Annotated in this window: 14 protein-coding genes; 12 read left to right on the top strand and 2 right to left on the bottom strand. The window is 55.3% G+C overall.

What is annotated here, in order from left to right; translation table 11 throughout:
* Positions 1-11: 11 nt before the first annotated feature.
* The 5 genes from ACXI0A_RS23675 (at position 12) to ACXI0A_RS23655 (ending at position 5,756) form a co-directional block, all read left to right on the top strand.
* Entirely contained in the window at positions 12-1,547 is a 1,536-nt protein-coding gene (locus ACXI0A_RS23675) for an ABC transporter substrate-binding protein (RefSeq protein WP_476146707.1), read from the top strand.
* Between the two features lie 3 nt (positions 1,548-1,550).
* On the top strand, positions 1,551-2,471 hold the full coding sequence (locus tag ACXI0A_RS23670; RefSeq protein WP_476146709.1) for an ABC transporter permease subunit: 921 nt from the start codon (positions 1,551-1,553) through the stop codon (positions 2,469-2,471).
* Positions 2,471-3,337 carry an ABC transporter permease subunit gene (locus ACXI0A_RS23665; protein WP_476146711.1) on the top strand — a complete coding sequence of 289 codons (867 nt, stop codon included), beginning with the start codon at positions 2,471-2,473 and terminating at the stop codon, positions 3,335-3,337. The genes ACXI0A_RS23670 and ACXI0A_RS23665 overlap by 1 nt, the downstream gene beginning before the upstream one ends.
* Complete coding sequence (locus tag ACXI0A_RS23660; RefSeq protein ID WP_476146713.1) at positions 3,334-4,269, top strand: ROK family protein; 936 nt, start codon at positions 3,334-3,336, stop codon at positions 4,267-4,269. The genes ACXI0A_RS23665 and ACXI0A_RS23660 overlap by 4 nt, the downstream gene beginning before the upstream one ends.
* 251 nt (positions 4,270-4,520) lie before the next feature.
* On the top strand, positions 4,521-5,756 hold the full coding sequence (locus ACXI0A_RS23655; RefSeq protein ID WP_224932673.1) for an MFS transporter: 1,236 nt from the start codon (positions 4,521-4,523) through the stop codon (positions 5,754-5,756).
* Between the two features lie 297 nt (positions 5,757-6,053).
* Here the strand turns inward: ACXI0A_RS23655 and ACXI0A_RS23650 are convergent, their stop codons facing one another.
* Positions 6,054-6,932: a LysR substrate-binding domain-containing protein gene (locus ACXI0A_RS23650; protein WP_476146715.1), complete on the bottom strand. Its 879-nt coding sequence runs from the start codon at positions 6,930-6,932 to the stop codon at positions 6,054-6,056.
* Between the two features lie 123 nt (positions 6,933-7,055).
* Between ACXI0A_RS23650 and ACXI0A_RS23645 the strand changes: the two genes are divergently transcribed.
* Positions 7,056-7,781, top strand: coding sequence for a pirin family protein (locus tag ACXI0A_RS23645; protein WP_476146717.1), 726 nt, complete (start codon positions 7,056-7,058; stop codon positions 7,779-7,781).
* A 201-nt stretch (positions 7,782-7,982) separates the two neighbouring features.
* Here ACXI0A_RS23645 and iolG read toward each other — a convergent pair whose 3' ends face one another.
* A complete protein-coding gene (iolG, locus tag ACXI0A_RS23640; protein WP_476146719.1) occupies positions 7,983-8,981 on the bottom strand; it encodes an inositol 2-dehydrogenase in 999 nt (332 codons plus the stop codon).
* A gap of 239 nt (positions 8,982-9,220) precedes the next feature.
* Here iolG and ACXI0A_RS23635 point away from each other — a divergent pair, with 239 nt between their 5' ends.
* The 6 genes from ACXI0A_RS23635 (at position 9,221) to ACXI0A_RS23610 (ending at position 16,062) form a co-directional block, all read left to right on the top strand.
* Entirely contained in the window at positions 9,221-10,243 is a 1,023-nt protein-coding gene (locus tag ACXI0A_RS23635; RefSeq protein ID WP_476146721.1) for a substrate-binding domain-containing protein, read from the top strand.
* Between the two features lie 116 nt (positions 10,244-10,359).
* Positions 10,360-10,512: a hypothetical protein gene (locus ACXI0A_RS23630; protein WP_476146723.1), complete on the top strand. Its 153-nt coding sequence runs from the start codon at positions 10,360-10,362 to the stop codon at positions 10,510-10,512.
* Between the two features lie 266 nt (positions 10,513-10,778).
* Positions 10,779-11,345, top strand: coding sequence for a sugar dehydrogenase complex small subunit (locus tag ACXI0A_RS23625; protein WP_476146725.1), 567 nt, complete (start codon positions 10,779-10,781; stop codon positions 11,343-11,345).
* Positions 11,346-11,374: 29 nt separating this feature from the next.
* Positions 11,375-13,030: a GMC oxidoreductase gene (locus ACXI0A_RS23620; RefSeq protein WP_476146727.1), complete on the top strand. Its 1,656-nt coding sequence runs from the start codon at positions 11,375-11,377 to the stop codon at positions 13,028-13,030.
* Positions 13,027-14,424: a c-type cytochrome gene (locus ACXI0A_RS23615; RefSeq protein ID WP_476146729.1), complete on the top strand. Its 1,398-nt coding sequence runs from the start codon at positions 13,027-13,029 to the stop codon at positions 14,422-14,424. The genes ACXI0A_RS23620 and ACXI0A_RS23615 overlap by 4 nt, the downstream gene beginning before the upstream one ends.
* Before the next feature lie 327 nt (positions 14,425-14,751).
* The gene (locus tag ACXI0A_RS23610; RefSeq protein ID WP_476146731.1) at positions 14,752-16,062 is read left to right on the top strand and encodes an MFS transporter; all 1,311 of its coding nucleotides are present in this window, start codon (positions 14,752-14,754) and stop codon (positions 16,060-16,062) included.
* The last annotated feature ends 2 nt before the right edge of the window (positions 16,063-16,064 follow it).

The raw sequence follows: 16,064 nt of genomic DNA, 5'->3' as shown, positions 1-16,064 counted from the left end.
TGAGGGCCTTCATGCAAAGCACATTCAAGCATTTCAAGGTACTGACGCTGGCCGGTTGTATTCTGGCGTCACTGGCAAGCTCGGCGGCATTGGCCAGCCAGCTGGTGATCATGCAAAACGAACCCCCGCGCAGCATGGATCCAGGCAACCAGACGGCGACGTTTACCGGCACGGTGCTGGACCCGATGTACGAAGGCCTGACGCGTTTGGGTGATGACGGCAAAATTATTCCTGCGCTGGCGCTGTCCTGGAGTGCGGACAGCAGTGGATTGAACTGGACCTTTAAGCTGCGCCCCAACGTAAAATTCCATGACGGCACGCCGTTTAATGCCGATGCGGTGGTGGAAAACTTCCAGCGCCATTTAGACACCAAACGTGGTCTGGCGGGCAGCGGTAAAGTTCGTACCTTTATTCAGGACGTGAAGAAAACCGATGATTTAACCGTTGAATTCCAGCTGAAGAAAATCAATCCGGCCTTTTTAACCGTATTGGCTTCAGGGCCGGGATTAATGGTTAGCCCCACTGCCGATAAAGCGGGCAGCATCAATAATAAAGCCGACGGCACCGGGCCGTATAAGCTGGAGCAATATAAATCCGGCGAATACGTGCTGGAGAAAAAGAACAGTGATTATTGGGGTAAATCAGCCGGTCCAGATGAAATTAAATGGACGTGGAGCAGTGAGCCCTCTGTGATGAATATGGCGCTACAATCGGGTCAGGTCGATATTATTAACCCGGTTCCGCCGCAATTTGCTGGCATGTTGAAAAACAATGCCAACGTTAATTTAAAGCAGTCGCCGGGCGCGGCAGTATTCTGGGTGGATCTCAATACCCAGAGTAAAGCGCTGAGTGACGTGCGCGTGCGTCAGGCGCTGAATTTCGCTACCGATCAGCAGGCGCTGGTGAAAGCAATCATGTTTGGTTATGCGCAACCTGCCAACTCCTCGCTGGCTCCGGTTGATGCCAACTACGACAAGAGCCTGAAGGATTACCCGTACGACGTGCAGAAAGCCAAAGACCTGCTGAAAGCGGCAGGCTACGCAGATGGCTTCAGCATGTCGATTGCCGTTCAGGCACCGGATGCGCGCACCGCGCAGGTGTTACAGGGGCTGTGGGCCAAAATCGGCGTGAAGCTCAACGTGCGTCAGATGGAGAGCGGGGTCTGGACCAAAGCCGCCTTCGCGGATGCCAAAGAGAAAGCCCAGCAGGGCACCGATGCGGTACTGGCGTCGTGGTCATCCGGTTTATACGGTTCTGATTTGCAACTGCGTCCTCTGTATCACAGCAGCAGCTTTGCGCCGGGCGGCGCGAATCTGGGCTTCTTCAGCGACAAGCAAACCGATGACCTGATCGATACCGCCGCCTCCACGCTCGACGATACCAAGCGTAAAGATCTCTACTTCCAGGCTCAGAAACAGATCAGTGGGCTGGCCCCTCAGGTGCTGCTGTTCTATCAGGATGATCTCTACGCCTCTCGCAAAAATATCAGCGGCGTCACCATGCAGCCTGGCGGACAGATTGTGGTTCGCGATGCAGTGAAGAACTGATAGATGAAAGCGTATGTCGCGAAAAAGGTGCTCTCGCTGCCGCTGATTATCTTTGGCGTCTCGATCATCATATTTATTGCCATCCGCGCGCTGCCGGGCGATCCGGCGCGCCTGATGGCGGGGCCGGAAGCGCCGCAGGAAGCGGTGGATAACATGCGCGTCCGGTTAGGGCTGGATCAACCGCTACCGGTGCAGTACGTCAAATTTGCTACCGAAGCACTGCACGGCAATCTGGGTGAATCTTTGCAGTCACAGCGCCCGGTGATCACCGAAATCAGCGAGCGTTTGCCCTACACCTTGTCGCTGGCGGCGCTGGCCTATCTGCTGGCGATTGCCATCGGCGTGCCTGCGGGCATGACCGGGGCGATCTATCGCCAGCGGATCCCCGATCAAATCGTGATGGTGCTGACCATTGCGGGCGCGTCGATAGCCAACTTCTGGCTGGCGCTGCTTGCGATGAACTATTTTGCGGTGGAACTCGGCTGGTTGCCGCTGTTGGGCGCGGACTCATGGAAAAACTACGTGATGCCCACCGTCACGCTGGCGATTTTGCCGATGGCGATGATTGCCCGCATGACACGCTCCAGCATGCTCGATGTATTGAGTCAGGACTATATCCGTACCGCCAAAGCCAAAGGCTTATCGTCAGCGAATATTCACTGGAAACACGCGCTGCGCAACGCCTTGATCCCGATTGTCACCATCGTCGCACTTAACTTCGGCAGCTTGATTGGTGGCGCCGTGGTCACGGAGTCGGTGTTTAACTGGCCAGGCATTGGGCGCCTGCTGGTGGACTCGGTGAAATACCGCGACTACCCGGTGATTCAGGGCGTGACGCTGGTGGCGGTCACCGGCGTGGTGCTGATGAACCTGGTGGGTGAAATATTGATTGGCCTGCTCAATCCAAAAATAAGGTTCGACTGATGAACAGCCTCGATACCTCTTTGCTGCCCACCCGATCGCGTGGTCGCCAATTCCTGCGTATGTTACAGAACAATCCGTCGATAGCGATTGGCGGTGGGTTGGTGCTGCTGGTGTTGCTGGCCGCGGTGTTAGCGCCGCTGTTAACCCATTGGGATCCGATTGAGCAGGATCTGCTGAACACCTTGCAGGCTCCCTCTGCTGCGCACTGGTTTGGCACGGATGACTATGGCCGCGACATCTTCGCCCGCGTGATTTATGGCGCGCGCATCACGTTGTTCGAAGTCTGCCTGAGCGTGGCGATTTCGATGGTGATTGGCATTCCGCTCGGCATTATCTCCGGTCTGGCGGGGCGTAAAATCGATGCGCTGATCATGTGGGTGATGGATATTATTTTCGCCTTCCCAGGTATCGTGCTGGCGATTTTGATTGTTAGCGTGCTGGGCGAAGGGCTGGCCAATATGCTGATCGCGATTTCGCTGTTCTCGATTCCGGTGTATGCGCGCCTGAGTCGTAACCTGACGCTCGGCCTGAAGAACATGGAGTACATCGAAGCGGCGCATATGCTGGGCGTGCGCTATCCGCGCATCATCACCCATTACATTCTGCGCAACTCGATTGGGCCGCTGATTGTGCAATCGACGCTGACGGCGGGCGCAGTGGTGCTGTCGGCGGCCAGCTTGTCGTTTCTCGGCTTGGGCGTGCAACCGCCGATGCCGGAGTGGGGCACCATGATGAGTGATGGGCGCAACTTCCTTGGGCTGAATATTTACGTGTCGCTGTTTCCTGGACTGGCGATTTTGATTACTGTGCTCGGCTTTAATGTGCTGGGCGACGGCCTGCGTGATGTGATGGATAAACGTCTATGAGTACAACACCGGCAGTGATCTGCCTCGATCTGGGCGGTTCGTTCGTTAAGCTGGGTGTGATGGATGCGCAGCAGCAGCTGACCATCCTCGATCAGCAAACCATCCCGGCCGACAGCTGGCCAGATTTTACCGCGCTGATCGGGCGCATGATTGAACATCATCAGCAGCACTACAACATCGATTCACCGCTGGCGATCTCCACTGCAGGCATTGTGTCCCCGGATACCGGCGAGATGTTTGCCAGCAACATCCCGGCCTTTCATCAACGCAATCTCAGCCAGGCGCTGGGTGCGTTACTGCAACGTAAAGTGATCGTGCATAACGATGCCGACTGTTTCACCTTCGCGGAAGCGCAGGCAGGCGTGGGCAAAGGGCATAAGGTGGTGTTTGGCGCGATTCTTGGTTCCGGCGTTGGCGGCGGTTTGGTCGCGGATGGGCGGATTATTACCGGACAGAATGGCCTGACCGGCGAGTGGGGTCATGGTCCGATTACGCTCACGGAAGTGGATATTGAGGGCGAAACTATTCGCTTGCCGCGCCAGTCTTGCCCCTGTGGGCAGAAAGGCTGTCTCGATAGTTACGGTGGTGCGCGCGGGCTGGAAAATTTACATCGCACCTTGCATAGCGTTAATGCGAGCAGCATCGGCATTATCGCCGGCTGGCAACAGCAGGAAGTGCAAGCTAACCGTACCGTACAGGTGTGGTTACAACTGGTGAGTCAGCCGCTGGCTTACACCATCAATATCACTGGTGCATCACTGGTGGCGGTGGGGGGAGGGTTGGCTTCGGTGACACCGTTGATGGGAGCATTGAATGAGGAAGTACAGCGTTATGTGCTGCGCAGTACTCAGCATCCATTGGTGGTGCCCGGCGCGTTTGCGCATAACGGCGGAATGATCGGCGCGGCGTTGCTGGCGCGTCAGGCTGCATAAAGAAAATGCACATACTGCAGCGATGCCAGTAAAAATGCCTGACGATAACGGCGCAAAGCCTTGATACTTTGCGCTGGGATGGGCGCTAAGCAGTTATCCCAATATTAATTAGCAGCCACATAATTCTCCGCCATCGAAATTTCATCTAAATCAGTTATCATGTGCAGCTAAATCCTTTCAGTCTCAACGATGGTGGCCTTCAATGCCGCCACGATTGTGATTGGATTCTTCACCTGCGTTACTGGAAAACCATGTCATCTGCACAACCTCAACTTAATCAGCTGCCGGAACAGGCTTCGCTGCCGCGCGCCAGTGTGCTGAAAGCGCTGTTTGCGCTCGGCACCGGTGGCTTTGCCATTGGTACCGGCGAATTCGTCATTATGGGCCTGCTGCCCGATGCCGCCACCGGCCTCAATGTTTCCATCCCCACGGCAGGCCACCTGATCAGTATTTACGCGCTCGGTGTGGTGATTGGCGCGCCGCTGTTGGCTGTGCTCGGTGCGCGTGCCTCACGTCGAAATTTCCTGATGACGCTGATGGGCCTGTTTGCCGCGGGTAACCTGTTTAGCTCGATTGCACCAGGTTACTACTCGATGCTGCTGGCACGTTTCCTCGCTGGTTTCCCGCATGGTACGTTCTTCGGGGTCGCTGCACTGGTCGCCGCTGGATTGGTGGAGCGCAGAAAACGCGCCCAGGCAGTTTCGATGGTGCTGTTTGGTCTGACGATTGCCAACCTGCTCGGCGTGCCTGCGGTCACCGCTATTGGGCAAGTGTTTGGCTGGCGTGAAGCCTTCGCCATTGTTGGCGTATTAGCGCTGTTGACCATGGTACTGGTGGGGATGTGGGTGCCGAACGTAGCCGGTGATAAAACCGCCAGTCCACTGCGCGAACTCTCGGCGCTGACGCGCAAGCAGGTGTTGCTAACGCTGGCGATTGGCGCGGTCGGCAGCGGTGGCTTGTTCTCGGTGTTCAGCTACGTCAAACCTACGTTAACCGAACTGGCGCAGATGCCGGTCAGTTGGATTCCGGCGGTGCTGGCGCTGTTCGGTCTCGGCATGATCATCGGCAACGTGGTGGGTGGGCGTCTGGCGGATCGCGGGCTGGAGAAAACCATTCGCATCGTGCTGATCTGGTCTGTGCTGGTGCTGAGCGCCTTTGTGTTTACCGCGCACTATGCGTTTGCCGGTTCGCTCAATGTGATGCTGGTGGGTACCATGGTGGCGCTGGCGAGCGTGCTGCAAATCCGTTTAATGGATGTGGCTGGCGATGCGCAAACCATGGCGGCGGCGTTGAATCACTCAGCCTTTAACCTGGCGAATGCGCTCGGTGCGTGGCTGGGTGGCGTGACTATTTCTGCCGGGCTTGGCTGGCAGTCCACTGGCTGGGTCGGTGCGATTCTGGCGGTGTTTGGATTGCTGATCCACGCTATTGCGGTGCGCGATGCACGGAGAAAGTCGATTACGTTTGCGCATGAGGGCGGGGTTTAACGGCCCGTCTATGTAGGCTTGAACGTGGGCCCGTAGCAACTCTGCGGCTACCGGGCCGTCCTCGCGCCGCTGACGCGGTGCCATCGGCTTCCACGTCGTGCCGACGGATCGTTCGGGTAAGGCCGTCCTGGCCAACCCGAACTGACAGTCGCATCCATGCGACTGTCTCCTGGCCCAACGTAAAAGCCTCTGCGCTGCGGATAGCCCGGCAGCCGCAGAGGTGCTTCGGCCATAGCAGGGTGCCCTTTTTAACAACACTTGCTTGTGCTTCTCAGCAGGTTAGGATTTTAAGTTGCGTCATCCTGCCAACTTTTCCTGCAAAAACGCCATAAACACCCGATTCACTTCGCTGCGCTGTCGATGCTGCGGGTACAGCGCATTCAGATTGAGCGAAGCCGGTTGCCAGTCGTCCAGTACCGTCATCAAATCACCTCTGGCTAAGGCCGGTGCCACGATAAATTCCGGCAGCAGAATCAATCCTAATCCGGCCACCGCGGCATCACGCAGCATCTCACCGTTATTACTCACCATCGGGCCTTGCACCGCTATCACCTTGCGCTGCTCACCGTTAAACAGTTCCCAGCCGGTCTGGCTTTCACGCCCGTAACGCAGGCAAGCGTGATGGAGCAAATCCTCCGGTTCACGCGGTGCGCCCGCGCCCTGAATGTAGGATGGACTGCCACAGATCACGCGGCGAAATACGCCCAGACGTTTGGCGATCAGGCTGGAATCGGGCAGGGTGCCAATACGGATTGCCATATCAAAGCCTTCACCGACCATATCGACATAGCGGTCCGCCAACTCCACCTGGAACTGCAATCCGGGATGCTGACTGAGAAACTCGGCGATATACGGCGACAAATGGCTGATGCCAAACGACATCGGCACGCTCAAGCGGAAGCTGCCCTGCAACACCTGTTGCCGGCCAGATACCGCCTGCTGGGCTTCCTGCACATCATCAAGAATACGTTGCGCATGTTGGGCGAAGAGCTGGCCGTTATCCGTCACCGACAGTTTGCGCGTGTTGCGATTTAGCAGACGCGCACCGAGTGATTCCTCCAGCGCGGCAATACGGCGGCTGACGTATTGCTTCGACAGCATCAACTGTTCGGCGGCGGCGGTAAAGTTACCGGCTTTAATTACGGCCACATAAATACGAAGATCTTCTATCTGCATATTGTCCACTTTTCGGTGACAGTCATTGTCAGGTTAGGGCATTGTTGGGCAAATTAGTTTACGTATACTTGTCCTCATTCGGAAGGGAAAACGTCCTTCCACCGCACATTTGAGGAGCAAACCATGATTGAACAACGTCTGTCAGAACAACGCGGAGTGGGTGACCACGGTTGGCTGAACTCACACCACACCTTCTCTTTCGCCAGTTACTGGGATCCCAAACAGACTGGTTTTTCTGATCTGCTAGTGATTAACGATGACCGTGTCGCGCCAGGGCGTGGTTTTGGTGCCCATCCGCACAACAATATGGAGATCATCTCCTATGTGCTGGACGGTGCGCTGGAGCATAAAGATTCGATGGGCACGGGTTCAGTAATCGTCCCCGGTGATGTGCAGTTGATGAGCGCGGGCAGCGGTGTGACGCACAGCGAGTTCAACCACTCGAAGAGCGATAACGTTCACTTCCTGCAAATCTGGATTGTACCGGGCGAGCGCAACACTCAGCCGGGTTATCAGCAGATTTCCGTGGCAGAGAGCGAAAAACGCGGGCAGCTGCGTTTGATTATCTCGCCGGAAGGGGATAACGGTTCGCTGAGCGTGCGTCAGGATATCCGCATCTATGCCGGTTTCTTTGATGGCGCAGAGCAGCAGACTTTCGCGCTGGATGCCGATCGTTACGCTTACATTCATGTGGCACGCGGCAGCATCGAAGTGAATGGTGTGATGTTCAAGGAAGGTGACGGTGCGCGTGTGCGTAATGAAACCGCGCTGCAGTTCAGCAATGGCAATGATGCAGAAGTGTTGCTGTTTGACCTGCGTCCGCTGGAAGTGAATCATCCTCAGCGTTAAATCAGGTCAGGGCGTCTTAACGGACACCCTGAAACATATGCGTTTTGGTTGCTTAACGATGCCATGAATGAGCAACACAATGCTGCCTATGTCGCGCTCTGACCGGTTTACTTAAGCTTAAGTGAGCTTTCAATCAAGCTTCCATCTTTATGGGTAGTTGTTGAAGGGACGAACCAGGGTTCGCCCCTCATCAGCACCGCCTTACAGCAACGACTGCGGCGATACCGGTTTGCCGGTTTTCAGTGACTCCAGTGCTGCATCCGCCAGTAACAATGCCTGCAATCCATCATTACCGCTCGGATATTGACCTTCGCCTTTTGCCAGCGCGGCGATAAAGGTCGCCAGTTCACTACGATACGCATCGGCATAACGCTGCAGGAAGAAGTGCTGCGGCTTCTGCGCCATCACGCCATTTGCCACGGATTTCACCAGCTGAGATTCCAGCTGATTCGTCACCTGCAACATCCCTTCGCTGCCGTGCACTTCAACACGCTGATCGTAGCCGTAGCTGGCACGACGGCTGTTGGTGATCACCGCCATCTTGCCGCTGGCACAGGTCAGCGTGACGACGGCGGTATCGACATCGCCCAGCGCTTTAATCTCAGGATCAACTAATGCCGCCGCACTGGCGTATACCGTCACCGGCTCTTCATTTAATAACCAGCGCGCCATATCGAAATCATGAATCGTCATATCACGAAACAGGCCACCTGAGACTTTAACGTACTCGGCAGGCGGGGCGCCCGGATCACGTGAGCTGATGGTCACCAACTCGGTTTCACCAATCTCGCCATCACGCAGACACGCTTGCAAATGCGCCATGCTCGGATCAAAGCGGCGATTAAAACCAATCATCAGCGGCACGCCGGCTTCACGCACCGTGGCTAAACAGCTCTGCACCCGCTCAAGACTCAAATCCACTGGCTTCTCACAGAAGATGGCTTTTTTGGTACGCGCGGTGGCTTCAATCAAATCCGCGTGAGTGTTGGTGGCGCTGCAAATCGCCACCAGATCAATCGAACTGTCCGCCAGAATGGTGTCGAGATCCGCCACTTTAGCACCGTATTTCTCGGCAAGCGCATTGGCAGCAGGTGCGTAGACATCCATTACATATGCCAGGCGACACTGCGGATGCGCGGCGATATTTCCGGCGTGAATCTGTCCAATACGGCCAGCACCTAAGAGAGCAACATTGAGCATTTTTTTATTTCCTATGAGGGCGACAGGTGATGGCGCTATTAAGCGTATTGGTGAAGTTTTAAGTCAAAGCAAAGCCTGAAACGGATGCTGAAAAGATGATTGTGATCACATGAAAATTTGAGGTGAATAACATCAAAATGCAGCTAATTCACTTGATTCAGAGAGTTATAACGATTTGATTATTAGCCTCTTCTCAAGCTACTGTTTCATCCATGAGGTGAAGGACATCAGGAAAGATTATGACGCTGCAGAACTGGAAATCGCCATCAATTAAAGACATTGCGCTGGAAGCGGGCGTGAGTCCTGCCACCGTTGACCGCGTGCTTAATGGTCGGGAAGGCGTGCGCGAAGTGACGCGTAAGAAAGTCGAAACTGCGATGGCGCGATTAGGGCTGAGTGGCACAGAAGACCCTCGTGGAACGGCAAAACGTATCGCGATTGTGTGTGAGTCCGGCACCAGCTTTGTTGCTCAACTTGAGTTGCATGCACGCGCGGTAATGCGTGAGCGTCCACAGCTACACATCACACTGGATACTTTGCCGAGTGCGCAATTCAACGCGGATCGCTTTAGCAAGCTGATTGAACGCCGCGCCAGTGAAGCCAGCGGCATTATTTTGGTGTGTCGTGATGATGTGAAGATCAATCGTGTGGTGAAAACCGCCATTGATGATGGCGTGCAGGTGATTTGCCTCACCAGCGACCTGCCCAATTCACGGCGTACCGCATATGTCGGTATCGATCAAACCGCCTCCGGCGCGACGGCGGGCTGGTTTATGGGGCGAATGCTGCCACCGCAACAGCCGGGCAACATCCTGCTGATTTGCAGTTCGACCTATCGCACGCAAGAGGAGCGCGAAATCGGCTTTCGTCGCGTGCTGCGCGAATCTTTCCCGTGGCTGACGATCCGTGACCGCGTCAATATCAACGACGAAGCAGAAACCGCCTGGCACAGCGTGAAAAAGTGGCTGGAAGAGGGCAAACCGCTGGCCGGAATTTACAACACGGCGGGCGGCAACGAAGGCGTGGCAAAAGCGCTGGAGGCATTTGGTGTGCAGGATAAAGTGATCTTCACCGGACATGAGTTGAGTGAATCGAGTCGCCTGCTACTGGAAAAAGGCACGATGGATATGGTGCTGGGACATGATATGCGGCGCGAGATCGAGCAATGTCTGACGATATTTGAACAGCCGCTGAGTGAGCGCTCGCCGGAGGATGTGAAAACGCCATTGCTGATTTTTCACCGATACTCCTATTTCTCATAGTGATAAGGCAATAATGATGATTACCAGCCACATCTGTCTTTTGAGAAAATGAAGTGCTGATAAGATGAATCACTGACATCTCAAACATTCAAGTCTTCACTAAAACAGGAGGGGGGATGGGAATATTGACTATTACAGGTTGTTTACCCAATCAAAAAAAATCTGCTGCTAAGAAACAGGCTGAAGAACGCCTTGTGCATATCATTGAGGGTACAGAAGCAACACAGGTTCCAATGACAATCCAGGTTAAAAAAAAATTTAATCGGTAAGCGACGCAATATTCAGGATGCACTTGCTATGCCCAGTGTTGCTGAAATTGACTTTGATCCTCAGTGATTGAATAAAATTTACCCATTTTCTATCCACCCTCGCAACTATCCTAAACCCAACAATTTTTGACCTAAATTATCATTTAGAGCTAAATCCACACCCTTTAATGGGATTTCGTTCAAATCCTGATAACAGTTTTGCAACGAAATCGTTAGGATAGCGCCGTTTGGCTTTCTCCTCTTTTGTCTCAGCATCAGGTAACCCCATGAAACGACATTTTGCACCCGAAACCGTTTCTGTAATCAAAAATGGAACCGGTTCCACTCGCAGGGAGTTCCTGCTTGCCACACTCGGATTAACCGTTACTGGCGCGGTCGCAGCCCTGCCTGGGCGGGCGTTTGCGGCCAGCGTGATTCACGCCAGCGACGCAGTGAAACAGTTTGTTCGCATCTCGCAGGCAATCACCGAGCATAAGCATCTGGATGTAGCACTTGCCGCCCGCTTTTACGAGGTTCTGTCGCAGCGTGACGCGCAATTTGTGGCACGTGTTGCGCAACTCGATGCGCTGATAACGCCACAAATCACCGCCCAGGATTTCCTGGCTAAAGCCAGCAGCGCCGGGCTGCATGATTTCCTCTATCAAATCGTCACAGCCTGGTACACCGGCACGGTCGGGGATGACTACCACGGCACGCTGGTGGCTTACAAACAGGCGCTGATGTACCAGACGGTTAGCGATGGTTTGGTGGTGCCGACGTACTGCGGCAACGGCCCAATTTGGTGGACGGCTCCGGTGCCGGATGAGCACGACGGTCATCTCGAACAGCTGTAATTTCCGATAACTAAAACGATGAAAAAATCATGAAAAAACCAACTTTTACTGCGCAGGGTGATGCCTCCGCAGACATTGTGATTGTGGGCTCAGGTGTGGTCGGTGGATTGATGGCGAACGAACTCGTCAGTCAGGGCTACTCGGTGCTGGTACTGGAAGCAGGTTTACGTATTGATCGCGCACAGGCGGTGGAAAACTGGCGCAATATGCCGTTTGCCAATCGCGCAGGTTCAGATTTTCAGGGGCTGTATCCGCAGTCCAAATTTGCGCCCGCGCCGCTCTACTTCCCGCCGAACAACTATGTCAATGTCACGGGTCCTAACGCATCCAGCTTCCAACAGGGTTATCTGCGCACGGTCGGCGGCACCACCTGGCACTGGGCGGCATCGTGCTGGCGTCATCACCCGAGCGATTTTGTAATGGAATCAAAATACGGTGTGGGACGTGACTGGCCAATCAGCTATGACGAGCTGGAGCCGTGGTATTGCCGTGCCGAAAACGAGATTGGCGTGGCGGGGCCGAACGATCCGCATATGCAGTCGCCGGTCGAACGCAGCCAACCGTATCCGATGGATATGGTGCCGTTTGCTCACGGGGATAATTACTTCGCCAGCGTGGTGAATCCGCACGGTTACAACCTGGTGCCGATCCCCCAGGGGCGCAGCACGCGTCCGTGGGAGGGGCGTCCTACCTGTTGTGGCAACAACAACTGCCAACCGATCTGCCCAATTGGCGCGATGTATAACGGTATCCACCACATCGAACGCGCCGAGCGTAATGGCGCAGTGGTGCTGGCCGAAGCGGTGGTTTACAAAATCGATACCGACGGCAATAACCGCATCACCGCCGTGCACTGGAAAGATGCCTCTGGCGCCTCGCACAAAGCCAGCGGTAAAGCCTTCGCACTGGCCTGTAACGGCATTGAAACCCCGCGCTTGCTGCTGCTGGCGGCTAATGGGGGCAATCCGAACGGCATCGCTAACGGTTCCGATATGGTCGGCCGTAACATGATGGATCACTCCGGTTTCCACTGCTCGTTCCTTACCGAAGAACCGGTGTGGCTGGGACGCGGACCGGCGCAGAGCAGCTGTATGGTGGGCTATCGTGATGGCGAGTTCCGTCGTGATTATTCGGCCAACAAAATGATTTTAAACAATATCTCGCGCGTAGTGGCAGCCACACAACAGGCGCTGAAAAAGGGGCTGGTCGGCAAAGCGCTGGATGAGGAGATTCGTTATCGCTCAGTGCACAGCGTCGATATCTCCATCAGCCTCGAACCGTTACCGGATCCGGAAAACCGTCTCACCCTGAGCAAAACCCGCAAAGATCCACACGGACTGGCATGCCCGGATATCTATTACGACGTGGGCGATTACGTGCGTAAGGGCGCGGAAGTGTCGCATGAGCAGTTGGAGAAAATCGGTAAGCTGTTCAACGGCAAAGAGTTCGCTATCAGCAAAGGCCTGAACGCCAATAATCACATTATGGGTGGCGTGATCATGGGCAAAAGCGGCAAAGATGCGGTAGTGGATGGCAACTGCCGTGCCTTTGATCATGAAAACCTGTGGTTGCCGGGCGGTGGCGCGATCCCTTCCGCCAGCGTGGTCAACAGTACGCTGACCATGGCGGCGCTCGGTCTGAAAGCGGCACATGACATCAGCCTGCGCATGAAGGAGTTCGCATGAAAACGCTGCTTGCAGGTAGCCTATTCGCGCTGATGGCTTTTGGCGCGCAGGCGGAAACGTTGGATGTGAATTTGCTGCGACAAGGTGAACAGGTTGCCACGGCGTCTGACTGCCAGGCGTGCCACACTGCGCCAGGCAGCAAAACCGCCTACAGCGGCGGCTACGGTATCGCCTCACCGATGGGCACTATTTACGCCACTAACATCACGCCCGACAGCAGCGGCATCGGCAACTATAGCGAAGCGCAGTTCTCAGAGGCAGTGCGTCACGGCGTACGTGCGGACGGCGCGCAGCTTTATCCGGCGATGCCTTATACCTCCTACAGCATGATGACCGATGCCGATCTGCACGCGCTTTATTACTACATGATGCATGGCGTGAAAGCGCAAGCGCAGCACAATCCGCAGACCGATTTACCGTTCCCGTTCAACATGCGTTTCAGCATGCGGTTCTGGAACATGATGTTCGCCAACGACAAGATGTGGCAGAACGATGGCAGCAAAAGCGCGGAGTGGAATCGCGGTAACTATCTGGTGAACGGACTGGCACACTGTAATACCTGCCATACGCCGCGCGGATTTATGATGCAGGAGCAGCAGGGTCGTCCACTGGCGGGCGGACCGCTGGGCAGTTGGTATGCGCCAAACATCACCTCGGATGAGGTGAGTGGTATTGGTGGCTGGAGCGATGACGAGTTGGTGCAATACCTGAAAACCGGCCGCGCGCCCGGCAAGAATCAGGCGGCAGGCGGTATGGCGGAAGCGGTTGAGCACAGCCTGCAGTATCTGCCGGACAGCGATCTGCACGCTATCGCCACCTATCTGAAAGGCACCGCGCCGATTCGCGATGAAGGTGACACCGTACCCGCATTCAGTTACGGCGCGCCTTATGATGTGGAAAACAGCATACGTGGGCGCAATCCTAATAACGCCAACCACTCACTGGATAACGGTGCCGTGTTATTCAGCGGCAACTGCGCCAGCTGTCACCAGCCGGATGGCGCAGGCAGTGCCAATCAGGCTTATCCATCGCTGTTCCACAACACGGCAACAGGACTGCATAATCCGAACAACCTGATCTCCGCCATTTTGTTTGGTGTGCAGCGCGACACGGCTGACCATCAGGTGTTGATGCCGGGCTTCAGTTCGCCGTCGTATGTCGACAAGCTGAATGACCAGCAGGTCGCGGATATCAGCAACTTCGTGTTAGCGCATTACGGTAATGCCGCGGTCACCGTGACTGCGGGTGATGTGGCGTGGGTGAGAAAGGGCGGTCATCCACCGCTGTTGGCGCGTCTGCAACCCATGATGCTGCCGGGCATCATTGGCGCGATCATTGTGCTACTGGCGGGGATTGCCGTGTGGCGCATCATGCGCCGTAAGCGCGCAGACTGATTTCAGGTGCGCATGGATGCGCACACTACAAACTGCACCCACCTCCGCAAGGTCGCCTCATATGGCGACCTTGTTGCATGGCATGTTACGGCATCAGGTTACACCCGCTATTTTAGTCACCAGTCCTAATGAATCATCCCGGTTAAAATCCCTATGGCCCCGCTTAATGGCTCCATAACCCGTAAAATGTGCCTCTCCGATCACGCCGTAAGTAACACAGTTTCTTAACATTCATCCCAGTGATTAGGATCGCAATAATTATTACCAAACTCTCTTTAATAAGAAGCCATAGAGCTTACGCATGGTTGCGCAAAGAGAGAGGGCGTTATGCACGAGAAAATCCCCGGAACACGTTGGTATCGCGTTATTGCCCCGATTTTAATTACCTGCATCATCTCGTTTATGGATCGCGTAAACATCAGTTTCGCGCTGCCGGGCGGCATGGATCAGGACCTGGCGATCACCAGTCAGATGGCCGGTATGGTCAGTGGCATCTTCTTCATTGGTTATCTGTTCTTACAGGTGCCGGGCGGGCGCATCGCGGTGAATGGCAGCGGTAAACGTTTTATCGCCTGGTCGCTGATCGCCTGGATGGTGGTGTCAATTGCCACTGGCTTCGTCACTAATCACTACCAACTGCTGGCACTGCGCTTTGTGCTGGGTATCTCCGAAGGCGGCATGCTGCCAGTGGTACTTACCATGGTCAGCAACTGGTTCCCGGAAAAAGAACTTGGACGTGCCAACGCCTTCGTGATGATGTTTGCGCCGCTGGGCGGCATGTTTACCGCACCGATCTCTGGCTACATTATCAACGTGCTCGACTGGCGCTGGCTGTTCATTATCGAAGGTTTGCTTTCTGCGGCGGTGCTGCTGGTATGGTGGCTGGTGATTGCCGATCGTCCGGAAGAGGCGCGCTGGCTACCCGCGCGTGAAAAAGAGTATTTGTTGCGCGAACTGGCGCGCGATCGTGCGGTACAACATCGCGCGGCACCGGTCAGCAAAGCGCCACTGAAAGCGGTATTCCGCAATTCGGGGTTGATGAAGCTAGTGGCACTGAACTTCTTCTATCAGACGGGCGATTACGGCTACACGCTGTGGCTGCCGAGCATCCTGAAAAATCTCACCGGCACGAATATGGCAGGGGTCGGCTTATTAGCGGCACTGCCGTTTGTTGCCACTATTTTTGGTATCTATGCCATCTCCTGGCTTAGCGATCGCACCGGCAAGCGTCGTCTGTGGGTGATGGTCTCGCTGTTTTGCTTCGCCGCCGCCTTGCTGGCTTCAGTGGTGCTTCACAGCAATATCGTCGCATCCTATATCGCTCTGGTGGTGTGCGGATTCTTCCTGAAGGCGGCGACCAGCCCGTTCTGGTCGATTCCCGGCCGCATTGCTGCACCTGAAGTGGCGGGCAGTGCGCGTGGCGTGATTAACGGACTCGGCAATCTGGGCGGATTCTGTGGGCCGTATCTGGTCGGTATTATGACGATGTTATACGGGCAGAATGTGGCGGTGTGTTGGCTGGCAGGTTCGCTGGTGGTGGCGGGGATTATTACGGCACTGCTGCCGCGCAACTGCGATATTAATCCGTCAGCCCCGCGTGAATCAGGGACGGATGACCGGTTGATGAGTGTGAAGTGAAA

The organism is Pantoea sp. C1E2, from assembly GCF_056491465.1.
This window is presented reverse-complemented; position numbering and strand designations above follow the sequence as displayed.